Here is a 22777-nt window from a genome sequence, read left to right as displayed (position 1 = left end):
CAATGAAAACCTCCGGATTTTTATTGTTACCGCGCTCTAGGCAAAGCCCCCGACATCAGGCATATAATTTGCTTATGTTTGGCGCTCACGCGCCCTGTCGTGGATGGCGCATTGCGCCGGCGAATAAGGTGTTAAGCCCCTGCCATGAAACCATCGCTAGTCCTGAGAATGGGCCAGCAGCTGACGATGACACCTCAGCTGCAACAGGCCATCCGCCTGCTCCAATTGTCGACCTTGGACCTGCAACAGGAAATCCAGGAGGCCCTGGAGTCCAATCCGATGCTCGAACGCCAGGAAGAAGGCGACGACTTCGATAACGCAGACCCGCTGGCCGATAACATCGAGCAAAAACCCAATTCCGACGTGCAGGAACCCTCCTATCAGGAAACCGCCCCTACGGTGGATAACCTTGAGGAAGGCGAATGGAACGAACGTATCCCCAACGAGCTTCCCGTCGACACGGCCTGGGAAGACGTCTACCAGACCAGCGCCAGCAGCCTGCCCAGCAATGACGATGACGAGTGGGACTTCACTACCCGCACCTCCGCCGGCGAGAGCCTGCATAGCCATCTGCTGTGGCAACTGAACCTGGCGCCGATGTCGGACACCGACCGCCTGATCGCCGTAACCCTGATCGACTGCATCAACAACCAGGGTTATCTAGACGAGACGCTTGAAGAGATTCTCGAAGCCTTCGACCCGGAACTGGATATCGAGCTGGACGAGATTGAAGCCGTCCTGCACCGCATCCAGCAGTTCGAACCCGCCGGTATCGGCGCGCGTACCCTGAGCGAATGCCTGCTGCTGCAATTGCGCCAACTGCCAGTCAAGACACCTTGGCTGGCCGAGGCCCAGCGCCTGGTTACCGATTACATTGACCTGCTGGGCAGCCGCGACTACAGCCAGTTGATGCGCCGCATGAAGCTCAAGGAAGACGACCTGCGCCAGGTGATCGAGCTGGTACAGAGCCTCAACCCGCGCCCGGGCTCGCAAATCGAGTCCAGCGAAGCCGAATACGTGGTGCCTGACGTGATCGTGCGCAAGGACAACGAGCGCTGGCTGGTGGAGCTGAACCAGGAGTCGGTGCCACGCCTGCGGGTCAATCCGCAATATGCCGGTTTCGTGCGTCGCGCCGACACCAGCGCCGACAACACCTTCATGCGCAACCAGTTGCAGGAAGCGCGCTGGTTCATCAAGAGCCTGCAAAGCCGCAACGAAACCCTGATGAAAGTGGCCACCCAGATCGTCGAGCACCAGCGCGGCTTCCTGGAATACGGCGACGAAGCCATGAAACCGCTGGTGCTGCATGACATCGCCGAAGCGGTGGGCATGCATGAATCGACGATTTCGCGCGTCACCACGCAGAAATTCATGCATACCCCACGGGGTATTTATGAACTGAAATACTTTTTCTCCAGCCACGTCAGCACCTCCGAAGGCGGTGAATGCTCGTCCACGGCGATCCGCGCGATCATCAAAAAACTGGTTGCCGCGGAAAATCAGAAAAAGCCATTGAGTGACAGTAAGATCGCTGGTTTACTGGAGGCACAAGGCATTCAGGTCGCCCGTCGAACCGTCGCCAAGTACCGCGAGTCCCTCGGGATCGCGCCTTCCAGCGAGCGTAAGCGTTTGATGTGACGGGCGGGCCACAGCGTTCCAGTGGTGGGTATTCCTGCCCACCGCTTTATGCACTGGCAACGAAGGAGAAGCTGTATGCAAGTCAACATCAGTGGACACCAGCTGGAAGTCACCAAACCCCTGCGTGAATACACCGAAAGCAAGCTGAACAAGCTGGCGGGGCATTTTGACAAGATCACCAACGTGCAGGTCATCATGGAGGTCGATAAGCTCAAGCAGAAAATCGAGGCCACCCTGCACGTACCGAATGCAAAGCTGGTCGCCAATGCGGAGCATGAAGACATGTACGCGGCGATTGACTCGCTCTACGACAAGCTTGACCGCCAACTCATAAAGCATAAGGAAAAGAATCTGCACCTGATGCAAGGTACAGGTCGTTAACCCTCCCCCCATGATCCGACTTGAAACCATCCTGACCCCCGGCCGTTCCCTCGTGAACGTGCCGGGCGGCAGCAAGAAGAAAGCCCTCGAACAAATTGCCAACCTGATCGCGCGCGAAGTGCCGGATCTGGAGATGCAAGATGTCTTCGACGCGCTGATTGCCCGTGAAAAACTCGGTTCCACCGGTTTTGGCAACGGCATCGCCATTCCTCACTGCCGTCTCAAGGGCTGCGAAACCCCCGTCAGCGCCCTGCTGCACCTGGAAGCCCCCATCGATTTCGATGCCATCGACGGCGCCCCGGTTGACCTGCTGTTCGTTCTGCTGGTCCCGCAAGCCGCCACTGATGCGCACCTGGAACTGCTTAGGCAGATCGCCAGCATGCTCGATCGCAAGGAAGTGCGCGACAAACTGCGCAGCGCCAGCAGCAACGAGGCGCTGTATCAGGTTGTCCTGGATGAACAGAGCGGGCAGTAATCATGCGTTTGATCATCGTCAGCGGCCGCTCCGGCTCGGGTAAAAGTACCGCCCTCAATGTGCTTGAGGACAACGGTTTCTATTGCATCGACAACTTGCCCGCCGGCCTGCTGCCGGAACTGGCAGAACGCGCGTTGATCCACACCGAACTGGCGCAACCGCTGGTCGCCGTTTCGATTGATGCCCGCAACCTGCCCAGCCACCTTGAGCGATTCCCGCAATTGCTCGAGGAAGTACGGGCCAAGCACATTCATTGCGACGTACTGTACCTGGATGCCGACGAAGAGACGCTGCTCAAGCGATTCTCGGAAACCCGCCGGCGTCACCCCCTCAGCAGCCCTCACCGCTCCCTGGCCGAAGCCATCGAAGACGAAACCAAGCTGCTGGGGCCGATCATTGACCTCGCCGACCTCAAGATCAACACCACCAGCCTCAACCTGTACCAGTTGCGCGATGCCATCAAGCTGCGCCTGCTGAACCAGCCGGAGCCGGGCACGGCGTTCCTGGTGGAGTCGTTTGGGTTCAAGCGCGGCATGCCAGTGGATGCCGATCTGGTGTTCGACGTACGTTGCCTGCCCAACCCTTACTGGAAGCCGGAACTGCGTGAACAGTCGGGGCTGGATCAGCCCGTGGCCGATTACCTGGCCGCGCAACCGGATGTGGAGGAGATGTTCCAGGACATCTCCAGCTACCTGCTCAAATGGCTACCGCGTTTTGCCGCAAGCAACCGCGCCTATGTCACCATTGCCATCGGCTGCACCGGCGGGCACCACCGCTCCGTCTACTTGACCGAGCGCCTGGGCCAGGTGTTGCAACAAACCCTCAAGAACGTCCAGGTCCGCCACCGCGACCTTAGCTGAAAGGAACACCTTCGCGATGCCCGCTCTGGAAATTGAAATCATCAACAAACTGGGCCTGCACGCCCGTGCCTCGGCCAAATTCGTCGGCGTGGCCGGGCAGTTTCCCTGCCAGATCCGCGCCGGTCGCACGCCAGAGTCCATGGTCGACGGTAAAAGCATCATGGCCATGATGATGTTGGCAGCCGGCAAGGGCACCAAGATTCATTTGAAGACAGAAGGTGAGCAGGAAGACGAAGCGATGGCCGCACTGGTAGCGCTGATCAACAATTTCTTTGATGAGGGTGAGTAAGCTCACCCTTTGAGACAGGCGTGAAGCCGCAACGGCTTCACCCCAACGCGGTATCCATCACCATCATCAAGCAGAACCCGATGCACAGCCCCAGGCTGGCGAGTTTTTCGTGACCATTGCGTCGCGACTCGGGGATCACTTCGTGAGTCACCACCAACAGCATCGCGCCGGCTGCCAGGGCCAGTCCCAGCGGCAAGAGCACCTCGGCCAGGCTCACCAACCAGGCGCAGAGCACAGCAAATACCGGCTCCACCAGGCCTGATGCTGCGCCGATCAGGAACGCCTTGACCCGCGACATCCCTGCCCCGGCCAACACCAACGCAATCACCAGCCCTTCGGGTACATCCTGCAAGGCAATGCCCATGGCCAGGCTGTCGGCATCCGGCATGCCGCCGCCCGCCGAGACGCCGACCGCCATACCTTCCGGGATGTTGTGGGCGATGATGGCAAACACGAACAGCCAGATACGCGGCGGAATCACCGGCTTTTCCGCTGTGCCCACCAACATTTCCGGACTGGCGCCGGAGACCTTGCGGTCCACCAGATACAGCCCGAAAGCACCCAACATGATGCCAAAACTGATCAAACCACTGGCGCCCCAGGGCGAAAGCCCCAGACCTTCAGCTGCGGCAATGCCCGGCACGATCAGCGAAAACGCTGTCGCCGCCAGCATGACTCCAGCCCCAAACCCCAGCAGCGTATCGCTCAACGCCACCGGCATCCGTCGAATGACCAGCACCGGCACCGCACCGAGCGCCGTGCCGAGTGCGCAGATGGATCCGCCCTGCAGGGCGCGCAGAATGCGCGGTTCCAGGTTCAGCCAGGCCAGCCCATGGGCCACCAGCAATGCAGTACCTGCCAACAGCAACAGCGAGCCAAACGCATAACGAAACATTCTCCCGCTGCTGATCGCCAGTGTTTCAGTGCCCATAGTCGGCCTTAGATCTTGTTATGAGGTGAATGTCAGGCCACGGCGGCTTGATAGCGGGCAGCAACTTCTGGCCAGTTGATAACACTGTAGAAGGCATTGATGTATTCCGGACGGCGGTTCTGGTACAGCAGGTAGTAAGCGTGCTCCCACACGTCCAGACCGAGGATAGGGGTGTTGCCGTTCATCAACGGGCTGTCCTGGTTACCACTGCTTTCCACTACCAGGGTCTTTTGCGGGGTGACGCTCAGCCAGGCCCAGCCACTGCCGAAACGGGTCAATGCGGCCTTGGTGAAAGCCTCCTTGAAGCTGTCGAAACCACCCAGTTGTTCGTCGACAGCCTTGCCCAGTGCGCCTTCGGGCTTGCCACCGCCTTTGGGCGACATCACCGCCCAGAACAGCGAGTGGTTGGCATGGCCACCGCCCTGATTGATCACGGCTGCGCGCAGTTTTTCCGGCAGTTGCTGCACGCTGGAGACCAGCTTCTCGACCGGCCAGCCGACGAACTCGGTGCCCTCGACGGCGGCGTTGAGGTTGTTGATGTAGGTCTGGTGATGCTTGGTGTAGTGGATTTCCATGGTTTGCGCATCGATATGCGGTTCCAGGGCGTCATAGGCGTACGGCAATGCAGGCAGGGTATAAGTCATATCAATGTGCTCCATAATGAGGAGTGGCGGGTTGCGCCGCAGCGCCACCCAACAGGCGATGGGTACGCGGGTACTCGCCGTGATCGCTGATGAAATTCAATAGCTCGACGTAGGTCTTGCTGCTCTGACGCAACGCCGCTTCGCGCAATTGCGGGCTCAGACGCGAGTCCTGCATGGTCTGCAACAAGCGCTGATGGATAGCGCACAGGTACTCCGCGCTCTCCTCCGGCTGGTTCAGGCGCAGGTGCAGGTCCGCCAGGTTGTGATGGGAAATGACGCAAGCCGCCACTGCTTCGTCGGCATCCGCCCAGCGTTCGAACAACACTTGGGCCAGGGCCAGGGCTTGCAAGTAGGCCTCGCGAGCGTCCACCAACTCGCCCGCCATAAAGCAGCGATTGGCCCGTTCGATCGTGCGTTTCCAGTGCTCCATGGTGAGCCTCCAAAGCAGGGTCGGTGATTACACGCCGCCAGCGGTGAGCTTTTCCGGGTCCAGCAGGATCTCCAGTTGGCTGCGCGGCAAATCCGTGTGTTCAAGGGCGACGTCAATCACCGGACGGCCTTGTTGATAGGCCTTCTTGGCGATTTCAGCAGCCTTTTGGTAACCGATGATGGGGTTGAGTGCGGTCACCAGGATCGGGTTGCGCGACAGCGCTTCCTTGAGCTTGGCTTCGTTGACCTTGAAGCTGGCGATGGCTTTGTCGGCCAACAAACGGCTGGAATTGGCCAGCAGTTCGAGGCTGCTGAGCAGGTTCTGCGCAATGATCGGCAGCATCACATTCAGCTCGAAATTGCCTGACTGACCGGCGACGGTGATCACCGTGTCATTGCCGATGACCTGAGCGGCAACCATTGCCGTGGCTTCCGGAATCACCGGGTTGACCTTGCCGGGCATGATCGAAGAGCCCGGCTGCAAGCCTTCCAGCTCGATTTCACCCAGGCCGGCGAGCGGGCCGGAGTTCATCCAGCGCAGGTCGTTGGCGATTTTCATCAGCGACACGGCGGTGGCTTTCAACTGGCCAGAGACTGCAACGGCCGTGTCCTGGGAGCCAATCAGAGCGAACAGGTTCTTGCCGGGGGTGAATTTCACGCCGGTCAGGCTGCTCAACTGCTGGCTGAACCGTGCAGCGAATTCAGGGTGTGCGTTGATTCCGGTGCCGACCGCCGTACCGCCCTGAGCCAGCGCTTGCAGGCTCGGCAGAAGGTCCTGCAGATGACCGATATTGGCCTTGAGCTGCTGCGCCCAACCGTTGAGCACCTGGCTCATGCGTACCGGCATGGCGTCCATCAGGTGCGTGCGGCCGGTCTTGATAAATGGGTGAACCTCTTCGGCTTTTTTCTCGATGACCTGCACCAGGTGCAGCAGGGCCGGGAGTGTTTGTTCATGCAGGACCAATGCGGCACTGACGTGGATCGTGGTCGGGATGATGTCGTTGCTGCTCTGGCCGCAGTTCACGTGGTCGTTGGGGTTGACCGACTCGCCGAGCAAGCGGGTGGCCAGGGTGGCAATCACTTCGTTGGCGTTCATGTTGGAGCTGGTGCCGGAGCCGGTCTGGAAGATATCCACCGGGAAATGCGGCATGAAGTCGCCTTCCAACAAGCCTTGGGCGGCGTCGACGATGGCCTTGCCCTGCCCTTCGCTGATTTGCTTGAGGTCGACGTTGACCTTGGCGGCGGCGGCCTTGGCCAGGATCAGGGCGCGGATGAATTGCGCCGGCATGCGTTGATGACTGATCGGGAAATTGTTCACCGCGCGCTGGGTTTGCGCACCGTACAAGGCCTCGGTCGGCACTTGCAGTTCGCCCATGCTGTCGCGTTCGATACGGGTGTTACTCATCGTTAGATCCTTGCACCAGGTCGGAGTGAGAAATGGACGGCAGCAATTCGCAGGTCGCCAATCGCCACGCAAAGGACTGCCAGCGCTTGAGGCGGCAGGCGCAGTGAGAGAGTTTTTCCAGGTCACGCAGTGGGCGCCACGCCTGATCCAGACACAGGGAGCGCCAATGCCAGGGCAGCGCGATGTCGCTGGCGGTATCGAGCAGCAGGCGGAATGAGGTTTCTGCGATCGTCCACGGATGGGTGGCGGTGCAGCACGCCAGGTATCGACCTTCATTGAGGTAATGTTCGATCAGACGCGGCTCGTTGGGATCGAGGCCACAGCGAATCTGGCGACTCATCCAGCGCCAGCTTTCCAGATAAGGATCCTCATGCAGGACAGAACTCATGATCCACGCTCATTCGGTAATGATATTTATTATTAAATGATATTGAGAATCAAAACAATAGCGGCAGATTGATCCGCTTACAAAACGCCCACAAAAAAAGGCGCGCCACCTGATAGGTGGCGCGCCTTTTTGGCTTACGCGTTAGAGGGATCAGCTGCCGGCGACAGTCATTCGCTCGATCAACACCGAACCTGTGCGAATGTTGCTGCGCAATTCCAGATCATTACCCACGGCGACGATCTGCTTGAACATGTCGCGCATATTGCCGGCGATGGTCACTTCCTGGACGGCGAACTGGATCTCGCCATTTTCCACCCAGAAACCCGCCGCGCCGCGTGAATAATCACCGGTGACCATGTTCAAGCCATGGCCCATCAGCTCGGTCACCAGCAAGCCACGCCCCATGCGCCGCAGCAGCGCAGCTTGGTCTTCATCGCCATGGGTGACGAACAGGTTGTGTACGCCTCCGGAGTTTGCGGTGCTTGGCAGGCCCAGCTTGCGACCGGCGTACGTGCCCAGCACGTAAGACACCAACTCGCCCTTCTCGACGAACGGCTTTGCATAGGTCGCCAGACCATCACCGTCGAACGACGTACTGCCCATGGCGCGCATCAAGTGCGGGCGCTCATCAATAGTCAGCCATTCAGGGAACAGCTTCTGGCCAATCGCCCCCTCCAGGAACGAGGACTTACGGTACAAGTTGCCACCGGAAATCGCCCCCAGGAAACTGCCAAACAGCCCACCGGCCAGTTCTGCCGAAAACAGCACCGGCACTTCACAGGTCGGTACTGGGCGCGCACCCAGACGGCTCGCCGCACGCTGCGCGGCGCGCTGACCAATGCTGACCGGGTCCGCCAGCAACTCGCCCTGGCGGTTCACGTCGTACCAGTAATCGCGCTGCATCTGGCCATCAGCCTCGGCGATCATCACGCAGCTCAAGCTATGGCGGGTGGACGCATAACCACCGATAAAGCCGTGGCTGTTGCCATATACGCGGCAGCCCTGGTGCGTGCTCAACGTGGTGCCATCCGCATTCTTGATGCGGGCATCTGCGTCGAACGCGGCGGCTTCGCAGATCAGCGCCTTTTCAATGGCCTGTTCGGGGGTGATGTCCCAGGCGTGAAACAGATCGAAGTCCTTCAGGTCCTTGGCCATCAGCGCCTTGTCGGCCAGGCCCGAGCTTTCGTCCTCGGAGGTGTGCTTGGCGATTGCCAACGCAGCCGCCACTGTCTCGCGAATCGCTTCCGGACCACTGGCCGAGGTACTGGCCGAACCTTTGCGCTGCCCGACATACAAGGTGATACCAAAACCCTGGTCGCGGTTGAACTCAACGGTTTCCACTTCCCGCTGGCGCACCGACGTCGACAGCCCCTGCTCCAGCGACACCGCCACTTCACAGGCACTGGCCCCCTGGCGCTTGGCCTCGGCGAGGATCTGCTCGACTTGTTCCTGCAGTGCCGGTAACGCTTGCGGACCGACGCTTTGGGCTGCACTCATGGTTTTCTCCACTCAAATTCTGCTTTCGGTTAAGGCCATCGAGCGACCGGGCCGGACAAGCGGCCCCCGACTGGTTATCATGGCGGCGTTTCTTTGCGGACTGCCACCATGGTTGATTCTTACGACGACTCCCTCGATGGGGAGAAAAGCAAAACCCAGGTCAAACGTGAGCTGCATGCTCTGGTTGACCTCGGCGAGCGCCTTACAACGCTCAAAAAAGACTTGATTGCAAAACTGCCACTGACCGACGAAATGCGTCGTGCCCTGGCCGATGCGCCCAAGCACACCGCGAATATCGCGCGTAAACGGCACATCTCGTTTATCGGCAAACTCATGCGCGATCAGGACATAGACGCCATTCTGACCTTGCTCGATCAAACCGATGCCTCGACTCGCCAGTACAACGAACGCTTCCATAACCTGGAACGTTGGCGTGACCGCCTGATCTCGGGCGATGACGCGGTGCTGGAGAAATTCGTGGTGGACTACCCGGACGCGGACCGCCAGCAACTGCGCTCCCTGATCCGTCAGGCCCAGCACGAACTGGCGCATAACAAGGCGCCGGCCACCAGCCGTAAAATCTTCAAGTACATCCGAGAGCTGGACGAGACTCAACGCGGCCTGCGCTGATCCTCTTCCCCGGGTGGCGGTTTTCGCCACCCGAAGCTCCACCTTTCTTACGACCCCGTGCCACCCACGGTGATCGCATCAATCTTCAGCGTTGGCTGGCCGACACCCACCGGTACCGACTGCCCGTCCTTCCCGCAGGTGCCTACGCCACTGTCCAGCGACAGGTCGTTACCGACCATCGATACCTTGCTCATGGCTTCCGGACCGTTACCGATCAACGTTGCACCTTTGACCGGCGCGGTGATCTTGCCGTCCTCGATCAGGTACGCCTCGCTGGTGGAGAACACGAACTTGCCGCTGGTGATATCCACCTGGCCACCACCGAGGTTGGCGCAGTAGATACCGCGTTTTACCGAAGCGATGATCTCGGCCGGGTCGCTTTCACCACCGAGCATGTAGGTGTTGGTCATGCGTGGCATCGGCAGGTGCGCATAGGATTCACGGCGGCCGTTACCGGTGCGCGCCACGCCCATCAGGCGGGCGTTGAGCTTGTCTTGCATGTAGCCCTTGAGCACGCCGTTTTCAATCAGGGTGGTGCACTCGGTCGGGGTGCCTTCGTCGTCGACGCTCAGAGAGCCCCGGCGACCGGCCAGGGTGCCGTCATCGACGATGGTGCAGAGTTTGGACGCAACCATTTCACCCATGCGCCCGCTGTAGGCCGAACTGCCCTTGCGGTTGAAGTCACCTTCCAGGCCATGGCCGACCGCTTCGTGCAGCAGCACGCCGGACCAGCCCGAACCCAACACCACCGGCAACGTGCCGGCCGGCGCCGGAATGGCTTCCAGATTGACCAGCGCCTGGCGCAACGCTTCACGGGCGTAACCCATGGCACGGTCGTCGGCGAGGAAATAACGGTAGTCGGTACGCCCGCCGCCGCCATGACCACCGCGCTCGCGGCGACCGTTCTGTTCGACGATCACACTGACGTTGAAGCGCACCAGCGGCCGCACATCCGCCGCCAGGCCGCCGTCGGTGGACGCCACCAAAATGCGCTCCCACACACCGGCCATGCTCACGGTGACCTGCTGGATACGCGGGTCGAGAGCGCGGGTAGCGGCGTCGATACGCTTGAGCAGCTCGACCTTTTCCGCACGGCTGATCACTTCCAGGGGGTTATCCGGCGCGTACAACTGCGCCACGTCCTGAGTGCTGAACGCCTGCACCGTGCCATTCTGCCCTGCGCGGGAGATCGAGCGCGCAGCACGCGCCGCCAGGCCCAGGGCTTCCAGGGTGATCGCGTTGCTGTAGGCAAAACCGGTTTTTTCACCGGACTGCGCACGCACGCCCACCCCCTGGTCGAGGTTGAAGCTACCTTCCTTGACGATGCCGTCTTCCAGAGCCCAGGACTCGGAAATCTGCCCCTGGAAATACAGGTCAGCCGCGTCGATGCCCGGCCCGGCCAGGTCGCCGAGTACGGTTTGCAAGCTTTCGATGGTCACGCCACCGGGTGCCAGGAGGTGATCACTGACTGAGGACAACAACTCGCTCATAGGTATGGCCTTAAATTCATCGTTCCGAAGCAGGTCGCTGTGCGCCCTGCGAGAAAAAGCGCCGATGGTTGACCACCGGCATGCGCGCCCTTATCGACGCTTGTTCACTGCTATCGCGTGCGGCCAGCAACACCGCTTCGCCTTGATCCTGTTGTGCCAGCACCCGCCCCCAGGGGTCGACAATCGCCGCATGACCATAGGTTTCCCGTGGTCCCGGATGCACACCGCCTTGAGCAGCCGCCAGCAGGTAGCACTGGGTCTCGATGGCGCGTGCGCGAATCAGCACATCCCAGTGCGCCGCGCCGGTCACCGCGGTAAACGCGGAAGGCGCGGTAATCAATTCAGCCCCTGCCGCGCGCAACTCGCTGTACAGCTCGGGGAAGCGCAGGTCGTAGCACACTGTCAGGCCCAAGCGGCCGACGGGCGTGTCCGCCACCACCACATTGCCTCCGAAAGCATAGTCGTCGGATTCGCGATAACGGCCACGGGCATCGGCGACATCCACATCGAACAGGTGCAACTTGTCGTAACGGGCAACGATTTCGCCCTGATCATCGACCAGCAACGAGCAGGCATTGGACTTGGCGTTTGGCTGGTCCTTTGGTGGCAGCGGCAAAGTGCCTGCCACTATCCATAAGGTGAGGTCGCGGGCGGTCTGTTTCAACCACGGTAGGATCGGGCCCTCGCCCAGTGCTTCGGCGCGACCGATGTCGGCCACGTCGCGGCGGCCCATGGCGGCGAAGTTTTCCGGCAAGACCGCCAGCTTCGCACCACCCGCCGCAGCTTGTTCCAGCAGGCGCCGGGCCTGAGCCAGGTTGGCCAGCACATCGCTCTGGCTGACCATTTGAATTACCGCAAAGGACATGGGCCGTCTCTCCGTCATGGGCATGCGGCCATGCTACTCCACAGGCCCTCAGTTTGGCTTTTCAAATGGCTTGTCGAAGGTGATTTTCGGGTCCTTCCACGGGCCTTCCACCTTGTATTGCACACTGGCGAAGCGCGCAACACGATCACCGATCAACTTGTCGATCAGGAACAGCGCGCCACCAATGGCAGGCGCGCCCACGATCAGCGCGGCGATCGGCAGGTTATTGGTCACCGGCAAGGTGACCAGCAGCTTGGCGTCGACACGGTCTGCGACCAGGTCCAGGGTGCCGTTGAGTTCCAGGTTAGTGGAAGGCCCGGTCATGGTGATCGGCTCACGGGTCACGAACACGCCGTTGCTCGCCGCCAGCAAGCCCTTCACACGGTCATAGCTCAAGCCCTTGCCGAGCAAGTCCGAGAAGTCCAGGCGCAGACGGCGCCCAATGGAGTTGAAGTTCAGCAGGCCAAACACCCGTAGCGCCTGGGCGCCGCCTTCCACTTCGACGAACTGGCCATTGCGGAACGCCGCATCGAGGCTGCCGGAGAAGCGCTTGGGCCCGACATAGGCTGGCGAACCAGGCCACCGACCATCGACATCCAGGTGGAAATCCTGGCTGGTGACGGTTGGCGCATATCCCCAGCCCTTGAGTACATCGCCGATATTCTTGCCATCCAGGCGGCCTTTATACCAACTGCTGCTGTCGCCGGCCGTCCCTTCCCAACCACCGGCGCCCTTGAGCTGCATGCCCTTGAGGCCGAGGTCCAGATTATTGAAAGCCAGGCCTTTGGCCGTCGGGCGGATTCTCAGCGACCAGGCACCAATCAGATCCGGTCCTTGGAACAATTGATCAATGGCGATATCCAGCGCCGGAATGTCCTTGGGGTCGATGCCCGCCAAGGGATCTGGCGCGTTTTCGTCAGCCTGCACCGTCGGATCCACCGCCGGCAGCTTCACATATTGCAGGTTGACCGCAATCGGTGCGCCCTTGGCGTCCGGCAGGTTGACCGTGCCCTTGGCTTGCTGACTGTCGAGTTGCAAGCCCCAGGCCGCAGGCTTACGTGCCAATTGCAAATTGACCTGATCAAACTGGGTGCCAAAACCGGTCAGCTTGCCCACCTTGAAGTCAGCGCCGCTGAGCAACTGCTTGGCGCTACCGCCCGGATCGTTGCCCGCGTAGCGGTCAACCAGCTTCTTCCACGGATCGATATCGAGCTCAGACAGCACGCCGCGAATGCGCAAGCCCTTGGCCCCTGGCAACACGGCATCGCCATCACCCAGGAAAAGCTCACCGCGCCCTTCATTGAATTTGTCCGGCGGCGCCGCAAAGGTGAAGTTGGCCAGTTCGCCATAGTCGAACCAATAACGCCGCTCCGCCCCCTGCAAGGTCATGCGGAACACACTGTCACGCCCCTGGCTGGCCGGCATACCGAACGGTGCCGGCAGGTCCACGGCAACGCCTTTCAGGTTGGAGTTGACCATCAATTGGCTATCGGCGCCGTCGAGGGTCAATTGCAGCTGGTAGGGAATATCGCCGGACACCGGCAACGGCTGGCTGATTTTCAACCAGTCCGTCAGCCGCTTGACCGTCACCTGGCCCTTGGCATTCACCCGCGTGCTGATATTGCCCGGCTTGCCATCGGCAACGATCTGCGCGGTGATCGGCCGGTCAAACGCCTGGGCCGTGATGTTCTGGCCACTGAGGCCTTTGGCGCTGTCGAAGCGGAAATCGCCCTTGAGCTGGGTGAGGTCCAGGGTCGGTTCGGTCAGTTGCAGGCGCGATTTATCCGTCTTGAAGTCCACCACAATCTTAGGATCAGTGCCCTTGGCCAACGGCACATCCAGGTCAAGACTGCCCTGCAGGTCGCCCTCGCCCTTCCAGCCGGCAAATGTCGATGCGGTGCCGATCGGCGCTTCCTGGAGGATTTTCAAACCATCGCCCAAGCCACCGGCAAACCCGCCGGTCAGCAACAGATGGCTGTCCTTGCCCTCCGGCGCGTGGGGGATATTGACGTAGATGTCCTTGACCTTGGTGTCGAGGAGCTGGCCCTTGCTGGCCAGGATGCGCACACCGCTCTCCTCGACAAACACTTCGCCAGTGACCTTGCTCACATGCGGCCAGCCCGGCTGGAACGCCAGTTCGGCGTCATGCACCTTGAAGAACAGACTGATATTGCGCGAGGCCGGCAGTGCGTCGTGGTTCAGCGAGCCCTGGTACTGGAAGAAACCCTGGTCCACCGCGCCCTTGAGAATCGCCGTGCGCAGCCACTCATCCAACGCCGGGCTTAACACCGCCGGCAGGTATTTGGGGGTGAATCGCCCATCGCCATCGACCATGCCGACCCGTAGGTCCATATAGTCTTCCTGGTTGTGGTCAAAGTGCAGGCGAATCAAGAAATCCGCAGCGACTTTGCCCTCCTCACCCAACACCTTGATGTAGGGCGCGATCAGGGTGAAGCCTTCCTTGTCGAGCTTCCACGTCAGGCGCGCGTTGGCCTGGATGTACTGCCACGGTTTGGCAAAGATCGGGTCGAGGTGCAGGGAAAAGTCCTTGCTGTCCATGCGCAACTCGCCGTGGCCCAGGTCACCACTGATGCTGCCGGACACGTTGCGCGCGGCCGGTGCGCCAAAGTAGGCATCAAAACCAATGCGTTCGAGGTTGGCGGCGAAGCTGACTTTTTGATCGGTGGTGTCTTGAGGGCGAAAATCCACCAGCACATTACGCAGCAGGCCCGTGGCCTTGAGGTGCTGAATGGTCTTGGCAAAACCTTCCGGCAGTGGCGCCAGGGCATTGAGCAGTGGCGTGATCGGCGTCAGATCCAGACGGTCGGCCTGGAGCTTCCAGACTTCCTGATCCTTGTCGGTGGCCAGGGTTTGATGAAGTTGCAGGCGCGACTCCCAGCGGGTTTCCCCAAGGTTCATCGCCAGCGAGTCGAACAGCACCTTCAGGCCGCTATCACTGCGTTGCAGGTAAGCCGTGAGCGCCAGGTTCTCGATATGCACAGGTTTGCGATCGGCGTAGCTGCCTTTTACCTGCGGCGAGTTGAGGCGCACTACTGCGCTCTGCACGGTGCCTTTGGCCCAGGTCAGCCAGAATTCACCGCCGGCCTTGAATTGGGTGAGCTTCCATCGCTGGGTCAGCTTGGCTGGAATCCACTTGGCCCAGTCGCTTTGCGGCAGGCTCAGGTAAGCCTGGACCTCGCCGTCCTTCCACTGGCTGGCGCGGATACGGGTACGCAGGCTCACTGCCAAAGGCTGGCCGTCGGGCAGGGTCAGACGCGCATCCAGGCGTTGGCGGGTGACGCCGGTGTGCAGGCTCAGGCCGACATACGTCAGGGTCACAGGCGCCTGGTCAAACGGCTGCAAGGTCACCTGGCTGTCGAGCAGCGACAGGCGCTTGACCTTTTGCATGTTCTTGAGCAGTTGCTCAGGGTCGACAGGTTGGTCGTCCTGCACCGGCAGGCCCTGCAACGCCCATTTGCCGTCCTTGTCTTCCTTGACGCTAAGCTGCAAGCCACTGACCTGCAAATGAGCAATACGCACTTCGCGGGCCATCAGGCTGGCCCACATGTCCGGCACCACTTCGACCTGGTCCAGGCGCAAGGCACTGCTGCCCTCGCCTACCATCACATCATGGGCCCGCAATACCGGCGCGAAGCCGCTCCAGCGGCCTTCAAGGCTGCCAATGTGCAACGGCATGTCCACCGCGGCCTGGGCCTTGGCTTCGATCTCTGCACGGTACTCGGCCACCAGTGGCGTCAACTCACGACCCAGGCTCACATACACCGCTGCCAATACCAGCAGCAAGGCACAGAGGCCCAGGCCCCAACGGGTCAAAGCGGCAAAAAAGCGTATCAGACGCTCCATGTCAGGCGACCCTCAAGGCAGTAGTCGGACGGCAGATCAAGGTCTGCCCGTCTCGTAAAAAGAAAACGATTGGGGATCAGAGCAGCACCACGTCGTATTGTTCCTGGGAATACATGGTTTCGACCTGGAAGCGTATCGTGCGGCCGATAAATCCCTCCAGTTCGGCAACGTTACCGGATTCTTCGTCCAGCAGCCGGTCGACCACTTTCTGGTTGGCGAGCACTCTGTAACCCTCGGCCTGGTAGGCTCGCGCCTCTCGCAGGATTTCGCGGAAAATCTCGTAGCAAACGGTTTCCGGGGTCTTCAATTTACCGCGGCCCTGGCAACTGCTGCACGGCTCGCACAGCACCTGTTCCAGGCTTTCGCGGGTGCGCTTGCGTGTCATCTGCACCAGGCCCAACTCGGTGATGCCGATGATGTTGGTCTTGGCGTGGTCGCGCTCCAGCTGTTTCTCCAGGGTACGCAGCACCTGGCGCTGGTGTTCTTCATCTTCCATGTCGATGAAGTCGATGATGATGATGCCGCCCAGGTTACGCAGGCGCAGTTGGCGCGCGATCGCGGTGGCGGCTTCAAGGTTGGTCTTGAAGATGGTTTCTTCGAGGTTGCGATGGCCGACGAACGCACCGGTGTTGACGTCAATGGTGGTCATGGCTTCCGCCGGGTCCACCACCAGGTAGCCGCCGGACTTGAGCGGTACTTTGCGTTCCAGGGCTTTCTGGATTTCGTCTTCGACGCCATACAGGTCGAAGATCGGTCGCTCGCCGGGATAGTGTTCCAGACGGTCGGCAATTTCCGGCATCAGCTCGGCAACAAATTGCGTGGTGCGCTGGAAGGTTTCCCGCGAGTCGATACGAATTTTCTCAATCTTCGGGCTGACCAGGTCGCGCAGCGTGCGCAGGGCCAGGCCGAGGTCTTCGTAGATCACGCTGGGCGCGCCGATAGTCTTGATCTGGGCACCGATCTGGTCCCACAGGCGCCGCAGGTAGCGGATGTCCATGAGGATTTCATCGGCGCCGGCACCTTCAGCGGCAGTGCGCAGGATAAAACCGCCCGCCTCCTTGATGCCTTCGGCCGCCACGCAGTCGCTGACCACCTTCTTCAGCCGCTCGCGCTCGCCTTCGTCTTCGATCTTCAGGGAAATACCGACATGAGCAGTGCGCGGCATGTACACCAGGTAACGCGACGGAATCGACAGTTGCGTGGTCAGGCGCGCGCCTTTGGAGCCGATGGGGTCCTTGGTGACTTGCACCACCAGGCTCTGCCCTTCGTGTACCAGGGCGCTGATGCTTTCTACCGCTGGCCCTTCGCGCAGGGAAATTTCCGAAGCATGGATAAACGCGGCACGGTCCAGGCCGATGTCGACGAAGGCCGCCTGCATGCCTGGCAAAACCCGCACCACCTTGCCTTTGTAGATATTGCCGACGATCCCGCGCTTCTGGGTGCGCTCCACGTGCACTTCTTGCAGAACACCGTTCTCTACCACCGCCACGCGCGATTCCATCGGCGTGATATTGATCAGAATCTCTTCACTCATGGCTGGGTCTCGTTCAGGCGTTTTCACAATAGTGACCGATCGCTTAAGGCTGGGCGCTGGAGTACGGCGTTCAGCGCGCGGTAAGGTTTTGCCAACAGGGTATGCCGAATTGGCCGAGCAGTTGCGCGGTTTCGCACACCGGCAGGCCTACCACGGCGGAATAACTGCCATTGAGCCCTGCGACGAACACCGAGCCCAACCCTTGAATAGCATAGCCGCCCGCTTTGTCCTGGGGCTCGCCACTGTGCCAGTAGGTGGTTGCTTCCTCGACGGAAATCTCGCGAAACCGTACATGACTGCTTACACAAACAGTCTCGCAGCGCTGGCCATCGGTGAGGGCAATGGCGGTGAGTACTTCATGCTCACGGCCCGCCAGCGCCATCAACATGGCCAGGGCATCGGCCTGATCGACGGGCTTACCGAGGATTTTTCCATCGACGATTACGGCGGTGTCGGCACCCAACACACAGGCGTCGGAGGTGTTTTCGAGCACAGCAAAACCCGCCGCTGCCTTGCCACACGCAAGGCGCTCGACATAGGAAACAGCGGATTCGTTTGTAAGAGGAGTTTCATCGATAGCGGCACTGACCACGGTGAAAGGCACGCCGATCTGGGTCAACAGTTCACGCCGCCTCGGGGAGCCCGAGGCCAGGTAAAGCGTATTCATTGCAGACTCTCCCTGTAGGGTTCGATAACCAGGCAGAGCCTCGCAATCCATTCAATTGATTTTATAGCGACGACGCAACCCACGCAGACCGAAGCTGATCCATGGCCACAGCAAGGCACTGACCAGCGCCGGCAATACCAGCGCCAGGGTTGGCTGGCGGTTACCGGTCAACGCACTCAGCCATAGCTGAACCAACTGCGCCAGGCCGAAGATCACCAGGATCACCAGGCATTGCTGCCACATCGGGAACATGCGCAGGCGTTGTTGCAACGACAGCACCAGGAAGGTGATCAGGGTCAGGATCAACGCGTTCTGGCCCAGCAAGGTGCCATAGAGCACATCTTCCGCCAAGCCCAGGAACATCGCCGTGACCATGCCGACCTTATGTGGCAGGTTCAGCGACCAGAACGCCAGCAACAGCGCCAGCCAAAGCGGGCGCAGAATTTCCATGAACTGCGGCAAGGGCGAAACGCTCAGCAGCAAACCGATAGCAAAGGTGAGCCAGACGATCCAGCCGTTGCGCGAATGAGTACTGGCCATTATTCCTCCCTCTGCCGCGTGGTTGCCGGAGCAGTTGCCGGAGGCTTGGCAGCCGGGGTCGCGGCCGGTGGTTTAGTCACGGTTGGCTTGGCGGGGCGCGTGGTGTGAGCGGCCGGCTTGACCGGGGTGGCTACAGCCGCTGCCGGAGCCGCTGTCGGTGCAGGCGGTCCGACGAATGCCGGTTTGGGCACGGTCGCCGGAACAATCGGCGCTGTACCGTTTTGCTTGTCTTCCGCTTCCTGCGCCTGCGCGGCGTCGTTGGCGCGCTCTTCCGGCGTACGGTTGTCGCTGAACACCAGCAGCAGGTAGCGGCTGCGGTTCAACGCAGCCGTCGGCACAGCACGCACAATGGCAAACGGCTGCCCGGAATCGTGGATCACTTCCTTTACCGTCGCCACCGGGTAACCCGCCGGAAAACGCTGACCCAGGCCGGAGCTGACCAGCAGGTCGCCTTCCTTGATGTCGGCGGTGTCAGCCACGTGGCGCAATTCCAGGCGCTCCGGGTTACCGGTGCCGCTGGCAATCGCGCGCAGGCCGTTGCGGTTCACCTGCACCGGAATGCTGTGGGTGGTGTCCGTCAGCAGCAAGACCCGCGAGGTGTAGGGCATCAGCTCAACCACCTGGCCCATCAGGCCACGGGCGTCGAGCACCGGCTGGCCCAGGACCACACCGTCGCGCTCACCCTTGTTGATGATGATGCGATGGGTGAAGGGGTTGGGGTCCATGCCGATCAACTCGGCCACTTCGACCTTTTCATTGACCAGCGCAGAAGAATTGAGCAACTCGCGCAGCCGAACGTTCTGCTCGGTGAGGGCCGCGAGCTTTTGCATGCGCCCCTGCAACAGCAGGTTTTCGGTCTTGAGTTTTTCGTTTTCGGCGACCAGTTCGGTGCGGCTGCCAAATTGGCTGGCCACGCCCTGGTACAGACGTTGCGGCAGGTCGGTGATCCAGTAAGTCTGCATCAACACCAGCGACATCTGGCTGCGCACGGGCTTGAGCAGTGCAAAGCGGGCATCGACCACCATCAGCGCGACCGAAAGCACGACCAGCACCAACAGGCGCACGCCCAATGAGGGGCCTTTGGCGAAAAGCGGTTTAATAAGCCGCTCCTCCCAGGCAAATGTTCTCTTTATTCATACGGCATCTAACCGGCCTGGATGCAGATTGAAGAAGATAAACGCCAACAGGCAGCACTGCAAAGTGCTGCCTGCGGGCGAAACATGGGCTAACCAGCAATGACTTATTCGCTGGAGAGCAGGTCCATGGTGTGTTTATCCATCATTTCCAGTGCACGACCACCGCCACGGGCAACGCAGGTCAGCGGGTCTTCGGCAACGATCACCGGCAGGCCAGTCTCTTGGGCCAGCAGCTTGTCGAGGTCGCGCAGCAAGGCGCCACCACCGGTCAGCACCAGGCCACGCTCGGCGATATCGGAAGCCAGTTCCGGCGGCGATTGCTCCAGGGCGCTTTTCACCGCCTGAACGATGGTAGCCAGGGACTCTTGCAGAGCTTCCAGCACTTCATTGGAGTTCAGGGTGAAGGCACGTGGAACACCTTCGGCCAGGTTGCGACCGCGCACGTCAACTTCGCGCACTTCGCCGCCTGGGTAGGCGGTGCCGATTTCCTGCTTGATGCGCTCAGCGGTGGATTCACCGATCAGGCTGCCGTAGTTACGACGTACATAGGTGATGATCGCTTCGTCGAAACGGTCGCCGCCGACGCGTACGGATTCGGCATACACCACACCGTTCAGGGAGATCAGGGCGATTTCAGTGGTACCACCACCGATATCCACCACCATCGAACCGCGTGCTTCTTCAACCGGCAGGCCGGCACCGATCGCAGCCGCCATTGGCTCTTCGATCAGGAACACTTCACGGGCACCGGCACCGAGGGCCGATTCACGGATGGCACGACGCTCAACCTGGGTGGACTTGCACGGAACGCAGATCAGCACACGAGGGCTGGGCTGCAGGAAACTGTTTTCGTGAACCTTGTTGATGAAGTACTGCAGCATCTTCTCGCAGACGCTGAAGTCGGCGATCACGCCGTCTTTCATCGGACGGATGGCGGCAATATTGCCCGGTGTACGGCCGAGCATGCGCTTGGCCTCGGTGCCGACGGCAACGACACTTTTCTGGTTACCGTGCGTCCGAATAGCCACAACCGATGGCTCATTCAGGACGATACCGCGCTCGCGCACGTAAATAAGGGTGTTGGCAGTGCCCAGGTCAATGGAAAGATCGCTGGAAAACATGCCACGCAGTTTCTTGAACATGGGAAAGGGACCCTAGGCAACGCGTGGGTAAAAAAGTGCGGCAAACTCTAACAACGACAGGGATTTTGGGCAAGGCGCCAATGTGCTAAATTGGCCGACTTTCTGTGCACCTAACCCCACAATCGCGGCCGTAAGACCGTAGAAATGCGGTAGTGTTCCGACAATCTAACACACGGACAGCCTCCGTTCTGTTTTCCACTGGAGATTCCCATGACGCTTGAACGCTCCGACGTGGAAAAAATCGCGCACCTGGCCTCGCTTGGCCTCAATGATGCCGATCTTCCACAGACCACCGCAGCCCTGAACAGCATTCTCGGGCTGGTCGACCAAATGCAGGCCGTGAATACCGACGGTATCGAGCCCCTGGCTCACCCGCTGGAAGCCAGCCAGCGCCTGCGCGCAGACGTCGTGACCGAGAGTAATAATCGCGAGGCCTACCAGTCCATCGCGCCAGCGGTCGAAAACGGCCTGTACCTGGTTCCGAAAGTCATCGACTAAAGGGAAAGAGCCTGCAATGCATCACATGACTCTGGCCGAGATCGCCCGCGGTCTCGCCGACAAAAAGTTTTCTTCCGAAGAGCTGACCAAGACCTTGCTGGCGCGCATCGCCGAGCACGATCCAAAGGTCAACAGCTTCATCAGCCTCACCGAAGAACTGGCCCTGAGCCAGGCCAAGGCCGCCGACGCACGTCGCGCCAACGGTGAAAATGGCGCGCTGCTGGGCGCTCCAATCGCCCACAAAGACCTGTTCTGCACCCAGGGCATTCGCACCAGTTGCGGCTCGAAGATGCTCGACAACTTTAAAGCACCCTACGACGCCACCGTGGTGTCCAAGCTGGCTGCCGCCGGGGCCGTGACCCTGGGCAAGACCAACATGGACGAATTCGCCATGGGTTCGGCCAACGAGTCGAGCTACTACGGCGCGGTGAAAAACCCGTGGAACCTGGAGCACGTGCCCGGCGGTTCGTCCGGCGGTTCGGCGGCCGCGGTTGCCGCGCGCTTCCTGCCCGCGGCTACGGCCACCGACACGGGCGGCTCGATCCGCCAGCCAGCGGCCTTCACCAACCTCACCGGCCTGAAGCCGACCTACGGTCGGGTTTCCCGTTGGGGCATGATCGCCTACGCCTCCAGTCTCGATCAGGGTGGCCCTTTGGCGCGCACCGCCGAAGACTGCGCAATTTTGTTACAAGGCATGGCAGGCTTCGATCAACAGGACTCCACCAGCATCGACGAGCCGGTGCCGGACTACAGTGCCAGCCTGAACACCTCGCTCAAGGGCCTGCGCATCGGCGTGCCGAAGGAATACTTCAGCGCCGGTCTCGACCCGCGCATTGCAGAGCTGGTGCACAACAGCGTCAAGACGCTGGAAAGCCTCGGTGCCGTGATCAAGGAAATCAGCCTGCCGAACAACCAGCACGCGATTCCTGCCTACTACGTGATCGCACCGGCAGAAGCCTCTTCCAACCTGTCGCGGTTCGACGGCGTGCGTTTCGGCTACCGCTGCGAAAACCCGAAAGACCTCACCGACCTTTATAAGCGCTCCCGTGGCGAAGGTTTCGGTGCCGAAGTCCAACGCCGGATCATGGTCGGTGCCTATGCCCTGTCGGCCGGCTACTACGACGCGTACTACCTCAAGGCGCAGAAAATCCGTCGCCTGGTGAAGAACGACTTCATGGCGGCCTTTGAGCAAGTCGACGTGATCCTCGGCCCAACCACGCCGAACCCGGCCTGGAAGCTTGGCGCCAAGAACGGCGACCCGGTGGCTGCGTACCTCGAAGACCTGTACACCATCACCGCCAACCTCGCGGGCCTGCCGGGCTTGTCCATGCCAGCAGGTTTCGTCGATGGCCTGCCGGTCGGCGTGCAATTGCTCGCCCCGTATTTCCAGGAAGGCCGCCTGCTCAATGTGGCGCACCAGTACCAGTTGAACACCGACTGGCACACTCGCACCCCTACCGGCTTCTGAGGAGAA

General features: G+C 60.6%; 22 protein-coding genes. 8 read left to right on the top strand and 14 right to left on the bottom strand.

Annotation, left to right across the window (positions count from 1 at the left end):
* Positions 1-144: 144 nt before the first annotated feature.
* The 5 genes from HX823_RS09880 to HX823_RS09860 all read left to right on the top strand — a co-directional run bounded on the left by HX823_RS09880 (position 145) and on the right by HX823_RS09860 (position 3643).
* On the top strand, positions 145-1638 hold the full coding sequence (locus HX823_RS09880; RefSeq protein WP_177074772.1) for an RNA polymerase factor sigma-54: 1494 nt from the start codon (positions 145-147) through the stop codon (positions 1636-1638).
* Between the two features lie 75 nt (positions 1639-1713).
* On the top strand, positions 1714-2019 hold the full coding sequence (gene hpf / locus HX823_RS09875) for a ribosome hibernation-promoting factor, HPF/YfiA family (protein ID WP_003171804.1): 306 nt from the start codon (positions 1714-1716) through the stop codon (positions 2017-2019).
* A 10-nt stretch (positions 2020-2029) separates the two neighbouring features.
* Complete coding sequence (gene ptsN / locus HX823_RS09870; RefSeq protein WP_038851044.1) at positions 2030-2494, top strand: PTS IIA-like nitrogen regulatory protein PtsN; 465 nt, start codon at positions 2030-2032, stop codon at positions 2492-2494.
* A 2-nt stretch (positions 2495-2496) separates the two neighbouring features.
* Positions 2497-3354: an RNase adapter RapZ gene (gene rapZ / locus HX823_RS09865; protein ID WP_028618857.1), complete on the top strand. Its 858-nt coding sequence runs from the start codon at positions 2497-2499 to the stop codon at positions 3352-3354.
* 16 nt (positions 3355-3370) lie between these two features.
* Positions 3371-3643 carry an HPr family phosphocarrier protein gene (locus HX823_RS09860; protein WP_016974292.1) on the top strand — a complete coding sequence of 91 codons (273 nt, stop codon included), beginning with the start codon at positions 3371-3373 and terminating at the stop codon, positions 3641-3643.
* 37 nt (positions 3644-3680) lie between these two features.
* Here the strand turns inward: HX823_RS09860 and HX823_RS09855 are convergent, their stop codons facing one another.
* From HX823_RS09855 to pmbA, 6 genes are all read right to left on the bottom strand, one after another.
* A complete protein-coding gene (locus HX823_RS09855; protein ID WP_177074771.1) occupies positions 3681-4574 on the bottom strand; it encodes a ZIP family metal transporter in 894 nt (297 codons plus the stop codon).
* 32 nt (positions 4575-4606) lie between these two features.
* Positions 4607-5218 carry a superoxide dismutase gene (locus HX823_RS09850; RefSeq protein WP_177074770.1) on the bottom strand — a complete coding sequence of 204 codons (612 nt, stop codon included), beginning with the start codon at positions 5216-5218 and terminating at the stop codon, positions 4607-4609.
* Between the two features lies 1 nt (position 5219).
* Positions 5220-5648, bottom strand: coding sequence for a hypothetical protein (locus tag HX823_RS09845; RefSeq protein ID WP_016976210.1), 429 nt, complete (start codon positions 5646-5648; stop codon positions 5220-5222).
* A gap of 27 nt (positions 5649-5675) precedes the next feature.
* Positions 5676-7052 carry a lyase family protein gene (locus HX823_RS09840; protein ID WP_177074769.1) on the bottom strand — a complete coding sequence of 459 codons (1377 nt, stop codon included), beginning with the start codon at positions 7050-7052 and terminating at the stop codon, positions 5676-5678.
* Positions 7045-7440 (bottom strand): hypothetical protein, encoded by a 396-nt coding sequence (locus HX823_RS09835; RefSeq protein ID WP_038851040.1) that lies wholly within the window; start codon positions 7438-7440, stop codon positions 7045-7047. The genes HX823_RS09840 and HX823_RS09835 overlap by 8 nt, the downstream gene beginning before the upstream one ends.
* 150 nt (positions 7441-7590) lie before the next feature.
* Positions 7591-8937 (bottom strand): metalloprotease PmbA, encoded by a 1347-nt coding sequence (gene pmbA, locus HX823_RS09830; RefSeq protein WP_033899352.1) that lies wholly within the window; start codon positions 8935-8937, stop codon positions 7591-7593.
* 108 nt (positions 8938-9045) lie between these two features.
* Between pmbA and yjgA the strand changes: the two genes are divergently transcribed.
* The gene (gene yjgA / locus HX823_RS09825; protein WP_033899348.1) at positions 9046-9567 is read left to right on the top strand and encodes a ribosome biogenesis factor YjgA; all 522 of its coding nucleotides are present in this window, start codon (positions 9046-9048) and stop codon (positions 9565-9567) included.
* A 47-nt stretch (positions 9568-9614) separates the two neighbouring features.
* On the opposite strand, the gene tldD is transcribed toward yjgA, so the two are convergent.
* From tldD to mreB, 8 genes are all read right to left on the bottom strand, one after another.
* Complete coding sequence (gene tldD / locus HX823_RS09820) at positions 9615-11057, bottom strand: metalloprotease TldD (RefSeq protein ID WP_038851034.1); 1443 nt, start codon at positions 11055-11057, stop codon at positions 9615-9617.
* 16 nt (positions 11058-11073) lie between these two features.
* Positions 11074-11922 (bottom strand): carbon-nitrogen hydrolase family protein, encoded by an 849-nt coding sequence (locus HX823_RS09815; protein WP_038851033.1) that lies wholly within the window; start codon positions 11920-11922, stop codon positions 11074-11076.
* Between the two features lie 48 nt (positions 11923-11970).
* Positions 11971-15786 carry a YhdP family protein gene (locus HX823_RS09810; protein WP_177074768.1) on the bottom strand — a complete coding sequence of 1272 codons (3816 nt, stop codon included), beginning with the start codon at positions 15784-15786 and terminating at the stop codon, positions 11971-11973.
* A gap of 76 nt (positions 15787-15862) precedes the next feature.
* Positions 15863-17320: a ribonuclease G gene (rng, locus tag HX823_RS09805; protein ID WP_003171790.1), complete on the bottom strand. Its 1458-nt coding sequence runs from the start codon at positions 17318-17320 to the stop codon at positions 15863-15865.
* 70 nt (positions 17321-17390) lie between these two features.
* Positions 17391-17987 (bottom strand): nucleoside triphosphate pyrophosphatase, encoded by a 597-nt coding sequence (locus HX823_RS09800; protein WP_177074767.1) that lies wholly within the window; start codon positions 17985-17987, stop codon positions 17391-17393.
* Between the two features lie 51 nt (positions 17988-18038).
* Positions 18039-18527 carry a rod shape-determining protein MreD gene (gene mreD / locus HX823_RS09795; RefSeq protein ID WP_105696180.1) on the bottom strand — a complete coding sequence of 163 codons (489 nt, stop codon included), beginning with the start codon at positions 18525-18527 and terminating at the stop codon, positions 18039-18041.
* Complete coding sequence (gene mreC, locus HX823_RS09790; RefSeq protein WP_371317951.1) at positions 18527-19579, bottom strand: rod shape-determining protein MreC; 1053 nt, start codon at positions 19577-19579, stop codon at positions 18527-18529. The genes mreD and mreC overlap by 1 nt, the downstream gene beginning before the upstream one ends.
* Positions 19580-19767: 188 nt before the next feature.
* Positions 19768-20805 (bottom strand): rod shape-determining protein MreB, encoded by a 1038-nt coding sequence (gene mreB, locus HX823_RS09785; protein ID WP_002555108.1) that lies wholly within the window; start codon positions 20803-20805, stop codon positions 19768-19770.
* 210 nt (positions 20806-21015) lie between these two features.
* Between mreB and gatC the strand changes: the two genes are divergently transcribed.
* Positions 21016-21303, top strand: a complete 288-nt coding sequence (gene gatC / locus HX823_RS09780) for an Asp-tRNA(Asn)/Glu-tRNA(Gln) amidotransferase subunit GatC (RefSeq protein WP_010213142.1) — start codon at positions 21016-21018, stop codon at positions 21301-21303.
* A 16-nt stretch (positions 21304-21319) separates the two neighbouring features.
* Positions 21320-22771, top strand: coding sequence for an Asp-tRNA(Asn)/Glu-tRNA(Gln) amidotransferase subunit GatA (gatA, locus tag HX823_RS09775; protein ID WP_038851025.1), 1452 nt, complete (start codon positions 21320-21322; stop codon positions 22769-22771).
* The last annotated feature ends 6 nt before the right edge of the window (positions 22772-22777 follow it).

Origin of the sequence: Pseudomonas sp. P7759, assembly GCF_013386445.1 — a bacterium.
Classification (GTDB): domain Bacteria; phylum Pseudomonadota; class Gammaproteobacteria; order Pseudomonadales; family Pseudomonadaceae; genus Aquipseudomonas; species Aquipseudomonas azotoformans_A.
This window is presented reverse-complemented; position numbering and strand designations above follow the sequence as displayed.